The organism is Bradyrhizobium sp. CB3481, from assembly GCF_029714305.1.
GTDB lineage: Bacteria > Pseudomonadota > Alphaproteobacteria > Rhizobiales > Xanthobacteraceae > Bradyrhizobium.
The window spans coordinates 858,657-871,608 of sequence record NZ_CP121647.1; the positions used below are offsets into that span (position 1 = coordinate 858,657).

The 12,952-nt window shown below is 63.3% G+C and carries 12 protein-coding genes; 5 read left to right on the forward strand and 7 right to left on the reverse strand.

Translation table 11 applies throughout. The annotated features are described in order from the left end of the window. Positions 1-41 precede the first annotated feature (41 nt). Entirely contained in the window at positions 42-467 is a 426-nt protein-coding gene (locus tag QA643_RS04075; RefSeq protein ID WP_283031925.1) for a PaaI family thioesterase, read from the reverse strand. 78 nt (positions 468-545) lie between these two features. On the opposite strand from QA643_RS04075, the gene QA643_RS04080 reads away from it, so the two are divergent. The 3 genes from QA643_RS04080 (at position 546) to QA643_RS04090 (ending at position 3,568) form a co-directional block, all read left to right on the forward strand. Next, complete coding sequence (locus QA643_RS04080; protein WP_283031926.1) at positions 546-1,175, forward strand: CoA pyrophosphatase; 630 nt, start codon at positions 546-548, stop codon at positions 1,173-1,175. 148 nt (positions 1,176-1,323) lie between these two features. Further along, entirely contained in the window at positions 1,324-2,289 is a 966-nt protein-coding gene (locus tag QA643_RS04085; protein ID WP_283031927.1) for a tripartite tricarboxylate transporter substrate binding protein, read from the forward strand. Positions 2,290-2,380: 91 nt separating this feature from the next. After that, positions 2,381-3,568 carry a hypothetical protein gene (locus QA643_RS04090; RefSeq protein WP_283031928.1) on the forward strand — a complete coding sequence of 396 codons (1,188 nt, stop codon included), beginning with the start codon at positions 2,381-2,383 and terminating at the stop codon, positions 3,566-3,568. Between the two features lie 176 nt (positions 3,569-3,744). On the opposite strand, the gene QA643_RS04095 is transcribed toward QA643_RS04090, so the two are convergent. After that, positions 3,745-4,047, reverse strand: a complete 303-nt coding sequence (locus QA643_RS04095) for a hypothetical protein (protein ID WP_283031929.1) — start codon at positions 4,045-4,047, stop codon at positions 3,745-3,747. Between the two features lie 215 nt (positions 4,048-4,262). Between QA643_RS04095 and QA643_RS04100 the strand changes: the two genes are divergently transcribed. Next, complete coding sequence (locus QA643_RS04100; protein ID WP_283031930.1) at positions 4,263-4,739, forward strand: hypothetical protein; 477 nt, start codon at positions 4,263-4,265, stop codon at positions 4,737-4,739. A gap of 7 nt (positions 4,740-4,746) precedes the next feature. Here QA643_RS04100 and QA643_RS04105 read toward each other — a convergent pair whose 3' ends face one another. The 3 genes from QA643_RS04105 to QA643_RS04115 all read right to left on the reverse strand — a co-directional run bounded on the left by QA643_RS04105 (position 4,747) and on the right by QA643_RS04115 (position 9,415). Beyond that, positions 4,747-5,958, reverse strand: coding sequence for an EAL domain-containing response regulator (locus QA643_RS04105; RefSeq protein WP_283031931.1), 1,212 nt, complete (start codon positions 5,956-5,958; stop codon positions 4,747-4,749). Between the two features lie 435 nt (positions 5,959-6,393). Further along, positions 6,394-7,359: a TAXI family TRAP transporter solute-binding subunit gene (locus QA643_RS04110; RefSeq protein WP_283031932.1), complete on the reverse strand. Its 966-nt coding sequence runs from the start codon at positions 7,357-7,359 to the stop codon at positions 6,394-6,396. Between the two features lie 28 nt (positions 7,360-7,387). Further along, positions 7,388-9,415 (reverse strand): TRAP transporter fused permease subunit, encoded by a 2,028-nt coding sequence (locus QA643_RS04115; RefSeq protein WP_283031933.1) that lies wholly within the window; start codon positions 9,413-9,415, stop codon positions 7,388-7,390. Positions 9,416-9,672: 257 nt separating this feature from the next. On the opposite strand from QA643_RS04115, the gene QA643_RS04120 reads away from it, so the two are divergent. After that, the gene (locus QA643_RS04120) at positions 9,673-10,476 is read left to right on the forward strand and encodes a glucose 1-dehydrogenase (RefSeq protein ID WP_283031934.1); all 804 of its coding nucleotides are present in this window, start codon (positions 9,673-9,675) and stop codon (positions 10,474-10,476) included. A gap of 49 nt (positions 10,477-10,525) precedes the next feature. On the opposite strand, the gene QA643_RS04125 is transcribed toward QA643_RS04120, so the two are convergent. Both QA643_RS04125 and QA643_RS04130 read right to left on the reverse strand, forming a co-directional pair. Further along, on the reverse strand, positions 10,526-12,064 hold the full coding sequence (locus tag QA643_RS04125) for a sodium:proton antiporter (RefSeq protein WP_283031935.1): 1,539 nt from the start codon (positions 12,062-12,064) through the stop codon (positions 10,526-10,528). A 79-nt stretch (positions 12,065-12,143) separates the two neighbouring features. Further along, complete coding sequence (locus tag QA643_RS04130) at positions 12,144-12,914, reverse strand: hypothetical protein (protein ID WP_283031936.1); 771 nt, start codon at positions 12,912-12,914, stop codon at positions 12,144-12,146. Between the last annotated feature and the right edge of the window lie 38 nt (positions 12,915-12,952).

Genomic DNA, 12,952 nt, shown 5'->3' on the forward strand with positions numbered 1-12,952 from the left:
GGGTCTGGTCCTAGCGGACCATCCCGGAATGACGGCAACTATCACCCCTCGCTCTTCAATATCTTGAACACGCCGCTCGCCATCGCGATACAGCGCTTGTCGACGGTCACTTCCGTCGTGATGAAAATCAGGCTGCGGGTGGAGCGTACCACATGCGGCTTCGACACCAGAAGCTCGCCGATCTTGCCGGCCTCGACGAAGTGGGTATCGAGTTGCACCGTCGCCAGCGTCGGCTTGCCCGAGACGAAGCGGGCGGTCATGCCACAGGTCCGATCCGCAAAAGTCATGATGACGCCGCCCTGCACCAGGCCGCGGCGGTTGTGGTGCTTGTCCTCGGTCAGGAGCGCATATTCGTACGTGCCATCGACGACGCGCTGCCAGAGGGGGCCGATCAGGTGCAGAAAGCCTGACGTCTCGACGATCTTCCAGCCGTCGGATTTGAGCTTGTCCGCGGCCTTGGCTGTCATGTCGTGCGATCCATTCCCTGCGGGCTGTCATGCTGTCGGGTCGTTTCATCCGATGCGCCGATGTTGTAGTCAAGCAGGATGGCCCGGTCATTTGACGATACCACACGGCGGAATATCGCAGAGCTCTGCGCGGCGTTCACGAGGGCGCCATCCGTTGAGGCGCCATCCGGGCTGAAGCGAGCGGCGGTCGCCATTGCGCTCACCGGGGCGGAGACGGGCGGCGGCACGGCGTTTCTGCTGACGCGCCGCGCGGCGACCTTGCGCTCCCACGCCGCCCAATGGGCGCTGCCGGGCGGGCGCTGCGACCACGGCGAGACGCAGGCGCAGGCGGCGCTTCGCGAGCTGCACGAAGAGCTCGGCGTCGCCTTGAGCGAAGCGGACGTGCTGGGCCTGCTCGACGATTATCCGACGCGCTCGGGCTATCTGATCACGCCTGTGGTGGTCTGGGTCGGTGCCGTCGCCGATATTGTCCCCAATCCGGCTGAGGTCGCCTCCGTGCATCGCGTCGCACTGGATGACATCGAGCGAGCCGACGTCTTCAGCTTCACCACGATTCCTGAGAGCACGCGGCGCGTGATCCGCTTCCGCCATGCCGGCCAGCACATCCACGCACCGACGGCAGCGCTGATCTATCAATTCGCCGAAGTGCTGGCGGGGCGGGATACGCGCGTGGCGGAGCTGGAACAGCCGGTATTTGCCTGGCGGTAGTGCGCGGTCATGAACGGGCGCATCTATCTCACCATATGAGATACGATGCTCGCGACGATGCCTCATTCGGAAGTCAACTTGCGAACACCGATCGTTTCAGCGACGATGGCTGTCCAACAAGAAAAATAGCTCTGGGAGCGCGCTCGTCATGTCCATTTGGCTTAGTATCGTCGCCACACTGCTCGGCCTGAGCGCAGCAACGGCACACGCCCAAACCTATCCGGCCCGCGCCATCACCCTGGTCATTCCATTCGCGCCGGGCGGCAGCACCTCGATCGTCGGCCGCGCTATCGCCGACAAGATGAGCGAGTTGCTTGGCGAGAAGGTCGTGGTCGATAATCGCCCCGGTGCCGGGGGCACCGTCGGCACCAAGGCGGTCGCGAAGAGCGACCCCGATGGCTACACACTGCTATTGGGCTACACCGGCACGCTGGCGATCGGTCCGTCGCTCTACAAGAATCCCGGCTATGACCCACGCAAGGATTTCGCGCCGATCGGCATGATCGGCAACGCGCCGAACTCGCTAGTGGTGCATCCCTCGTTCCCGGCCAAGACCGTTGCCGAATTGATCGCGTACGCCAAGGCCAATCCCGACAAGGTCAATTTCGGCTCGGCCGGCGCCGGCACCGCGAGCCACATCACCGGCGAATATTTCGCACGCACCGCCGGCATCAAGCTCGTGCATATTCCCTACAAGGGCACCGGCCCGGCGCTGACCGATCTGCTCGGCGGCCATATCCCGATGGCGTTCGCGCCGATCCCGGCCTCGCATGCCAATGTCGCGGCCGGCAAATTGCGCGCACTCGCGGTCACCAGCGTCACCCGTTCGGGCCTGTTGCCGGAGGTGCCGACGATGATCGAGGCGGGCCTCGCCGGCTTCGACGCCTCGCTCTATTACGGGCTGGTCGCGCCGGCCGGCACGCCGCGGCCGATCGTCGACAAGCTCAACAAGGCACTGCGCGACGCGCTCGCCAGCGACGAAGTGAAGAAGCAGCTCGGCAATGACGGTACCGAGATCACGCCCGGCACGCCGGAAGATTACGCCGAATTCATCGACAAGGATGAGAAGAAGTGGTCGCAGCTGGTCAAAGCCAGCGGCGTCGAGCAGGAGTGATGGACTTTCCCTTCTCCCACAAGGGGAGAAGGGAAGAAATGTCGCTCCCTTCAGGGGCTGACTTCGCAGGCTCGCTTGCTACAAGGGTGGCATGCGCCTGCCATTGATTCGCATCGGTTCCGGATTCGTCGCGCTCGCGCTGCTTGCGGGGGCCTCGCCCGCCGTGGCGACGGAGCCTTCCTCCACCGCCGACGCTATGGCGCAAGCCGCTTCGCCGCAGGCCATCACCGAATATCGCCGCAAGCTGAAAGAATATCAGGAGGCGCGCGCCGCGTTCGAGGAGGAGGCGGGCGCCTATTGGACCGCGATCTCCGAGAAGCGAAAGGTTCGCAACGCCAAGCGCCGTGAGCGCCAGACCATCGCGCTCGACGATTACGTGCTGACGCAGCCGCCCGTCTATACCGGTCCGAAGCGGCCGGTCAGCCCGGAGCCGGAGGAGGAGAAGCCGCCGCGCGAGCGCAAGCCGTTGCCTGTGGTAGCCGATTTCCTCAAAGCCGCCGCCGATCATTTCCAGTTCGTGCCGCAGCGGCCTTCATCCGAAGTTGAATTCAAGCGCGCCTATGCGCGCTACGCGCTGGCCGCCGGCCTGACGCGCGAGCAAGCGATACGGGTCTATTCGTTCGAGACCGGCGGCAACGGCAATTACGACATGCAGTCCGGGCTTAATCCGGCCAAGCCGGGCTCGCGCGCGATCTCGACCGCGATCGGCTACAACCAGCTCCTGACCACTAACAGCGTCGAGCTATTCGCCGAGCAGGGCCATGAATTCGTCAGGGAGCTGACGGCGCGGGCCGCGCAGCTGTCGGGCACGCCGCGCAAGGCGATGGACCACAAGCTTGCCGTGCTGAAGAAGATGGTGGCGTTCACGCGCACCGTGCCGGACACCTGGTTCGAGCATGAGAAGCTTGCCAACACCCCGCAGGGCTGGGCGGTGCATGCCATGGTGCTCGATGTCGATGTCGGGCCGATGCTGCAGACCCACAAGCTCCTGACGTCGGTGATTTTCGCGCGCGCCAAGGGCTACAACCGTCCGCTGACGGCGGCGGAGCTCGAAATGATGAACCTGACCGGCGACGGCACCGGCCTCGACATGGTGACGATGCCGCAGGCGATGCGCGAGCGGGTGCCGACCTCGAACTTCTTTCAGCGCGGCGGCTATGAGCGCAACCCCGTCGCAATCCGCCACAACACCGTGGCCAGGCTCTTGGCGGTGACCGACGAGCGGATGGATTTCAACGGTGCCAAGCCCGGCGCGAAGGAGCTGGCGGCGGCGTTTTAACAAGTTGTCGTCCCGGCCAAGCGGAGCGCGAGCCGGGACCCATAGCCACCGGCTTCAATGCATTACCCGAGACGTCTGCCAGATTGCCCGAAGAAAGGCCGCAGCGTATGGGTCCCGGCTCAGCGTTCGCTGCGCTCACTTGGCCGGGACGACGACGGGATTAGCTGCGATCGGAATCAATTCGAGCCGAACATGAATTTGCCGTCGCCCTCGAGATACGGGCCGGACCGCATGTAGAGCTGTCCATTCTGGCCGATGAAGAACAGCGTGCCCCTCGGCACTTTCTTGGCGCCCTTCAGCAAAAGGCCCGCATTGTTGGTGCCCATCTTGTAGGAAAGCGTCTTGCCGTCCTTGCCATAGGCATAGCCCATGTCCGACTTCAGCTCCCAGGGTGTCGGGCCAGCTTGCGCGAATGCGGTAGTCGAGAATCCCGCCAGCATGGCCACCGTCAAAACCGTTTTTATTGAAATGCTCGTCATCATCCATCCTCCCCGTGAGCCGTTCGGCCTCTTGTCCCATGCTTTGAACAAATCACGAACGGTGCTGTGCCGTCAATTGGCACCTTCGACGCATCACGCCGCCCTTGAGACCTTGTGATTTAGACTTTGTGATTTCCCGCCTTCGACTTCGCGACTATCTTCGCCTTTCCGGCTACAAGCATGCAATGCGGAAAAAGTTCAGGGGGATGATTCGGATGAACCACGTCATGAAGATCGGTCTCGGTGTTGCGCTGTCATTCATGACGCTCGCTTCCGCAGCGGCCGATAATTTCAAGCTGTCCAACAATCAGCGGATTGCCTGCAGCCGAGGATTGAGCGCGGGCAAGCTCAATACCTCGACCTGCAAGTCCTATGCGTATGTGTTCAACACCAAGACCTCGGAATATTTCCGCTGCCAGGTCTCGCTGGCGCTGACGCGCGACAACAAGGAAGTGATCAACGTGCAGGCCGACGGCAGCTGCGCCAAAAAGCCGCGCATCTTCGATACCGACGGCGACTATTCGTTCGACGCCACGGAGACCGAGTCGCCGAACACCAATTCGTTCTTCGGGCCCGGCGGCTATGCGGTGTGGGCCAGCGACAACAATGTCCTGAAGGTGCGCGGCTGCATCATCATCTCGTCCGGCCTCGGCTCCGACATCGCGAAATGCATCGACATGAAATTTGAGTGAGCCCGGCTCAGGAGGTGCCGGCGACTGCGAGCTGCGGGCGGGAGCGGGCGAATTTCCGCACCGCCGCCGGTTTGCCGAACAACTGACCCTGGACCAGGTCAAAGCCCATATCGTGCGCGGCGAGGTAATCGGCGCGGGTCTCGATACCCAGGGCGACAGCGCGAGCTTCGTTGTCGCGGGCCAGCTCGATGATGCGCCGGCATACCGTCTGCTTCAGCCGGTTGTCCGCGCAGCCATTGATGTATTTCGGGTCGACCTTCAGCTCGGCGAACGGAAAATGGCCGAGCTCCATCAGCGACGGCCACTCCGCGCCGACATTGTCGATGGCGATCGCGATATTGTGCAGGCGCAGGCGCCGCGCGGCGTCGACTGCAAGCTCCGGATGATCGATGACTTCGCTGCTTTCGATCTCGATCACGAGCCCCCTGAAGGCGGGGTGGACAGGCATGGCGCGGCAGAGGTCGCGCACCGCTTCGGCATTGCCGAAGAATGTCACAGGAAGATTGACCGAGAGATCGACCGGACCCTGGCTCTCGAGGAGATAGCGCCAGTCCTCGATCGCGCGCCCAACCACAAACTCGGAGAGCGCGCGAAAATGCGGATCCTTGTCGTCGGGGATGAAGTAGGCCGGCGGGACCACGCCCCATGCCGGGTGCCGCATCCGCACCAGCGCCTCGGCGCCGTTCGGCATCAGCGTGCGCGCATTGATCTTCTGCTGATACCACAATTCGAGCCAGCCGGCCTTCAGGGCTTCGGCGACATCGACCGCCGGGCTTGGCGCCGGTTCGGCCGGCAACAGCTCTGCGACGGTGGCGCGCAGGCTCGCCGTGCCGAACGGCGTCGGAAGCGAAGGCAGCATGGCAATTCCGTACTCCTCGCCAATTTGCCTGACCGCCTTGACCATGATCGAATCCGGCTGACCGATCACGAGAACCTTGCCGCCGAAATTCTTGCGGACGATGGCTTCGAGAATTTCGCCGACATTGAGCCCGTCGACGCACACGCTGAGCACGATCAGATCCGGCTGCTCGGACTGCAGCAGCCCGGCCAGATCGCCGGCCTGGCCGCATTCGCAGGTGATGAAGCCGAGATCCTCGAGTGCGTCAGAAAGAAACAGCCGAAGGTGCTTCTTGCTGTCGACGACACAGGCCCTGGGTGTCAGCTTTCGATGCCCGAAATGCGCCGCGCGCGAGTACTCGCTGAAGTCGATTTGCTCCATCCCGCCCTCCCAACAGCTACCCCGCCGCAAGTGGTACATCCCCGTTGAGGTCGCAATCATGGAATTTTGTGGCAGCTCACATGATTACTTCAGTAGGGTTAAAGCCGCCGACTAGAATAATGCATTCAGGGGATTGCCCGAGGTTGCGGCTCAGGCCCCGTCGGGTAGCCGATCGGTTGATTTCATTGGACTTCGCCGCGCGGATGCCTTGCCCGCGCAACAATTGATCAGCGCCGCATGTTAACGCCTGTGGCGCGCGTCGACGCCGCGACGTCGGCGTCTTGAGAGCATCCCTGCTCGAAAATCTGTTCGCGTTCCTTCGCAGGAGCAGCAATGATGCAGCGCACGCAACCCTGCGTCCCAAAAAAAGACCGCGGCTGTTCAGCCGCGGCCTATGTTGAATTTATCGCTTCCGCTCCGCGCGGGACGGCGAAGCTAGCCGCCGATGCCCTTTTCCTTGAAGTATTTCAGCGCGCCGGGATGGAACGGAATCGGCGAACGCTCCTGCACCTGATTGTCGAGCGAAAAACTCTCGGCTTCCTTGTGCACGGCGACGATGTCGGCCTTCTTCTCCACCAGCGTCTTGACGATGGTGTAGGCGTCCTCGTTGCTCATCTTGTCGCCGGTGACGATCAGGTTCCAGACCTCGGTGATGGAATTATCCTTGTCGTAGCCGGGATAGGAGCCAGCCTTGATCTTGCTCGGCGAGTAGAGCTTGCCGTATTTGGCGTTCATCTTCTCGGCCAGATCGCCATGGTCGATCAGCTTCATCTTGATGCCAGGGGTTGCCGCGAGATCGGTGACCGCTGCGGTCGGAATGCCGCCGACCCAGAAAAAGGCGTCGATCTTGCCGTCCTTGACCGCATTGACGGATTCGGCAACGCCGAGCCGCTCGCGCTTCATGTCCTTGTCCTTGTCGAGGCCGGCGGCCTCGATGACGCGGAACGCCATCACTTCGGTGGCGCTGCCGGGCGATCCCGTCGAAACACGCTTACCCTTCAGGTCGGCCATGGTATTAATGCCGCGGCCTTCCACCGTCACCACATGCATGCGGTTCGGATAGACCACGAGCAACGCCTGCAGCGGCACCTTGCCGCTCTTGAACTTGTCCTGCCCTTGCAAAGCGTCGAGTGCGGCATCGGCCATGGTGAAGCCCATCTCGCTCTTCCCCGCGCCGATCAGCTTGAGATTGTCGACCGAGCCGCCGGTCACTTCCGCAGTGGCCTGCACGTTGGGAAGGTTCTTCGAGAGCACGTTGGCGACGGCGCCGCCGAGCGGGTAATAGACGCCGCCGGTGCCGCCGGTGCCGATCGACATCGTCTTCTGCTGCGCATGGCCCGCGCCCGCGAAGGCGAACGCGGCAGAAATCGTCATGGCCAGTATGGCTACGGTCTTCTTCATTGTTTTCATCCTCAATCGCTTCCCTGACTTATGTTGTTAGAGCCGGCCGCGTGGGCGACCGTGTTCTTGCCTGCCACAGCACCACGCCGAGGCCGATGATCAGGCCCGGTACATAGGTGTAGCTGATATCGCGCCCGATGATCCCTTCGACGATCGCCTCGATCAGGCTTGGGAACACCAGCAGCAACCCGGATAGCAGAAGCAGGCCGCGTTCGACCGCTGTATTTTGTCGCAGCGCCCAGTTCTGGGCAAAGGCCGCCAGTGCCAAAAGGCCGAAGGTGGTCTTGATCGTGATCTCGACAATGTCGATCCACGATCCGCCCTTCGGGATCGACAGCAAGAGGCCGGGGCCTTGCGGGTCGAGCACAAACACGAACGGCACCAGGAACGCCGGCAGCGTATATTTCCAGGATTGCAGCGTGGTCCGGTAGGGATCGCCGCCGGTGATGGCGGCCGCCGCGAACGGCGACAGCGCGGTCGGTGGGGACACCTCTGACAGCACCGCGTAATAGAAGATGAACATGTGCGCGGCGTAATCGGGCACGCCTAATTTGATCAGCGCGGGTGCCGCGATGACGGCGCAGATGATGTAGGAAGCGGTCACCGGCACGGCGAGGCCGATGATCCAGACGATCAGCGAGGTGTAGATCGCGGTCAGCAGCAGGCTGCCGCCGGCATAGCTGATGACGATCGACGAGAATTTTAGCCCCAGGCCGGTCAGCGTGACAACGCCGACGACGATGCCGGCGCAGGCGCAGGTGGCGGCGGCATTGAGCGCACCGATCGAGCCGTCGGCCAGCGCCTTCACCAGCTTGGCTGGCATCAGCGCGGTCTCCTTGCGCAGGAAACTCAGCGCGAACGTGACGCAGATGGCATAGAACACCGACAGCGTCGGCGAATAGCCGATCACCATGAAGACCACGACGGCGAGCAGCGAGATGAAGTGGAAGCCGTAGCGCTTGGTCATTTCGCCGAGCGACAATTCCGGCTTGAAGGTGACATCCTTGGCGCCGAACTTCTTGGCGTCCAGTTCGACCATGAACAGCAGCGACATGTAGTAGAGACAGGTCGGGATGGTCGCCATCCAGATCACGTCGAGATAGCTGATCTTGAGAAACTCGGCGATCAGGAACGCGGCGGCGCCGAGCACCGGCGGCGACAGGATCGCCCCTAACCCGCCGGCGGCGAGCAGGCCGCCCGCGGCGTTTCGCTCGAAGCCCGCCTTGGCCATCATCGGGTAGGCCACGGTGCCGATCATCACGGTGGTGGCGACTCCCGATCCGGAGGGGCCGCCGAGCAGGAACGACGACAGCACTACGGTGCGGCCGGCGCCGTTCGGCTTGCCACCCATCAGCGCCAACGAGAAATCGATGAAGAATTTTCCGGCGCCGGAATGCTGCAGGAACGCGCCATAGATCGTGAACAGGATGATCAGCGTTGCCGACACGTCGACGGCGACGCCGAAAATGCCCTCCAGCGTGATGAAGAGGTGGCCGACCAGACGGGCCAGGTCGTAGCCGCGATGGGTCCATGGCGCCGGCAGATACGGCCCGAGCATCGCATAGGCGATGAACAATAGCGACACCACGGGCATGATCGCGCCGGTGGTGCGGCGCGTCGCCTCCAGCAGCAGCACGATGAAGACGATGCCGACGATCACGTCCCACTGATCAGGCGTAGTGGCACGGTCGGTGAAATCCTCGCCGCCCCACAGCGCGTAGACGATGGTCGCGACCGCCACAATGCCGGGCACGATGTCCCACCAGCGCACGCGGTTGCGAAAACGTGTCGCCAGCGGAAACAGCAGGAAGCTCAGGACCAGCGTGAAGGCGACGTGGGTGTAGCGAAGTTCCTGGGTCGGAACGATGGCATAGGCCGCGTAGAGGTGAAACAGGCTCATGACCACGGCAATCGTGGTCGAAATCTTTCCTGCCCACCCCATCAGGCGGTTGGCCGCGCCTTCTTCCGCCTCGACGAAGGCTTCCGCTTTTTGCAATGCTTCGTCGGAAACCGCGACGACCTCGTCATTGGGCGGCGTTGTCTTGTCTTGAGCCATGCTTTCCCCGGGACCCGTTAACTTCCCAGACCCGGCTTTCGCGGGCCTTTCGCGGGCGCATTCAGTCCATTTTGGGTAACCGTGGCAAGGGCCTTGTAGGCCTATATCGCGCGCATCTCGTTAGCTTTTCGGAGGCTTGACCCGGGCTCGCCAGATGAGCAAAGCGATATCCGGGAAAACTGCCAAGCTGGACTCCCGGATGAGGTTACGCGCGTCCGGGCTACAAGAAAGCAACCTAATCAGGGAGAAGAAGGTCGATGGAACGGCTCAAGGGCAAGACGGCGATGGTTGTGGGCGCGGGCTCGATCGGCCCCGGGTGGGGTAACGGCAAGGCGACCGCCGTAACCTTCGCGCGCGAGGGCGCGCAGGTATTTTGCGTCGACCGCAACGCTGCCGCGGCGCAAGAGACCGTCGATATCATCACCGGGGAGGGAGGCAAGGCGAGCGCCTTCACCGCCGACGTCTCGCGCGAGGCCGAGGTCGAGGCGATGGTGGCGGCCTGCCTGAAGGCCTATGGCCGCATCGACGTGCTCGACAACAATGTCGGCATCGCTGAGATGGGCAGCGTCGTCGAGGTGACCGAGGCGGAATGGGACCGCGTGTTCGCGGTCAATCTGAAGAGCGCCTATTTCGCCATGAAGCATGTCATCCCGATCATGCAGAAGCAGGGCGGCGGCTCGATCATCAACATCTCCTCGATCGCCTCGATCCGCCATGTCGGCATTTCCTACGTCACCTATGGTGCCTCGAAGGCGGCGATGAACCAGATGACGCGCACCACCGCCGTGCAGTTCGCGAAAGACCATGTCCGCGTCAACTGCATCCTGCCCGGCCTGATGAAGACGCCGATGGTCGCGCATTCGGCGGGGCTGGCGGCCAGCTATTCCGGCGGCGACGTCGAGGCGATGTGGCGGGCGCGCGACGCGCAGGTGCCGATGGGGCACATGGGCGATGCCTGGGACGTCGCCAATGCCGCGCTGTTTCTCGCTTCCGATGAATCCCGCTACATCACCGGCATCGAGCTGGCGGTCGACGGCGGGATCACCGTGAAGTCGGCCTAGGCGCTACCGCCATTCACTCGTCGTCCCGGCGAACGCCGGGACGACGAGGTCAGCCCCGCGCGCTCATTTCGGCCCAGTCCAGTTCTTCCTCGAGCTGGTGAAACGCATCGTCGCCGATCGCCTCGGATTCCCGCAAGGTGAGGATCGATTGCCGGGCGGCGCGAATGGCGCGGCGGCGCAGCGGGTCGGCCGGCAGTTCGCCGCTGGCAACGCCGCCGTCATCGCCGGCGCGCAGCAGCAGCGCGCGGTATTCGAGCCGGAGCAGTTCGGCTTCCTCGGATGGATCGCCGTCGATCTCCTCCAGCGCCGCCCGGTACGCCACCGCGCGGCCATGCGCCACTTCCGCTTTCACCGGATCATCATCCTTCAGCCGCAGCGCTATGATCAGCGGTCGCAGCGTGAGGCCTTGGATCACCAATGATCCCAGCACCACCGTGAACGCCGTCAGCAGCATCAGGTCGCGATAGGGAAAGCTTTCGGGCAGCGCGAACGCCGCCGCCAGCGTAACGATGCCGCGCATGCCGCACCAGGAGACGACGATGCCTCCTCTAACGGTAGGAGCCGTTGTCGGCGGCTTGGTGCGGAGAAGACCGTGCGCGATCACGAACCGCAGTACCACGCCATAAAACATCACCCAGACGATGCGCGTCAGGATGACAATGCCGAGCACGGCGCCGGCGACCAGGCAGTACTTCCAGCGCACGGGATCATCGAGCCGTTCCCAAATGGGGCGCAACTGCAAGCCGATCAGCACGAAGGCCAGCACGTTGAGGACAAAGACCACGGTCTCCCACACCGCATAGGTCGGCACGCGCAGCCGCGCCGGCATTTGCGCCGGTGCGGTGCGCGCCAGCGTGATCGCATAGGCGACGATGGTGAGAATGCCCGATAGCCCGAGATGTTCGGCCACGATCCATATCGTAAACGTGCCGGCGAATTGCACGATGATCGCGCTTGGCGCTTCCGTGATCCGGTGCGTCAGCGGCAGCCAGAGCCGGGCGCAGAGATAGCCGGCCAGCAGGCTTCCGACCAGCGCCAAGCCGAGCGAGGGCGCAAACTCGCTCAATCGCAGATGATGGGCTGTCGCGATGCCGACGGCGACGCGGTAGATCAACAGCGCGCTGGCATCGTTGAGCAGGCTCTCGCCCTCGAGAATTTTGAGCAGGCGGTAGGGCAGGTTGACCTGGCGCAGGATTGCGGTGGCCGCCGCGGCATCGGGTGGGGCGACGATGGCGCCGAGCGCGACCGCCGCGGCCCAGGGCATATCAGGCACCAGCCAGTGCGCCAGCACCGCGACCGAGGTGGTGGTGAGGCCGACGGCGACAAGGACGAGCGTGGCGACCGGCAGCCAGTTGTTGCGGAGGTCGCGCAGCGAGGTGTCGAAGGCCGCATCCAGCAGCACCGGCGCCACGAACAGCGCCAGCGCCAGCTCGGGCTCCAGCATCCAGCGCGGCCCTGACGGCACGAAGGCCAGCAGCATGCCGCCGAGCGCCAGAAAGGTCGGGTAGGGCACGTTGAGCTGCCGTGCCAGCGCGGAGAGCAGCACCGCGCCGAGCAGCAGCCCGATGATCCATTCGAATGCTAGCAAATTTGGAATTCCCTGCCGGTCGAGATCGATGTCGCCATCAATCTAGCACAACCGGCAAGAAGGTATTCCCGTCCGTGCGCTACTGCGCCATCGCCAATATGCCGCCGGCGAACGAATGCCACAGCGGAGAGAGGCTGATCGGCCAGTTCAGGAACTTGATCGCGATCAGCGCGATGCCGCCATAGACATAGACCGGGTGGGGGCGGCCACGCGTGCGCCAGTCGAACACGATGGCAACGACGAGCAAGAGATAGGCGACGATGGCGGGCGGAATGGTCACCGGCACCGGCGGCGGGCCGAGCGGGCCGGGAGACGCGAGGAAGGTGAGAAACCAACGCGCGACCGCGGCATCCAGCAGCGAAATGCCGGCCAGCAGCATCAGCCGCTTGTGGGTTTCCGGCTGACGGATCGATGCAATGGCCAGCGCGAAGACCACGGCAAAGAATAGAATTCCGCTTAGCGGAACAATCGCAAAGGCGATTCCATCCTCAGTGAGCCCAGCAGCCGCCGAGCGCTTCATCGCATTGACGGTAACCAGGAAGCCGAAGATCGTCATGGCGGTCGCCAGCGAGATGCCGATCATGCCGATCGAGCGGTGCCGGGTAATCTTGCCGGATGCGGCAAGCCAGCTCTGAAACGCGAAGTAGAGCGACCAGGCGAAAAACAACAGGCCGTGAAAATGCACGACGGGTGATGCCGAGAATGACCGCTGCGCCAGCGGCAGCCAATAGGTCGGCGCGAAGCCGAGGAAGGCGACGGCCGTGCAGGCCAGAGCCATGTAGAAATAGAAGTAGCGGGTTTGGGATTGCGCGATGGCGCGCGGCGGATTGAGGTCGGTCAACGTGGTCATGGTTATTGAGTCCGGGAAATCAGCAGAAGGTTCACGGC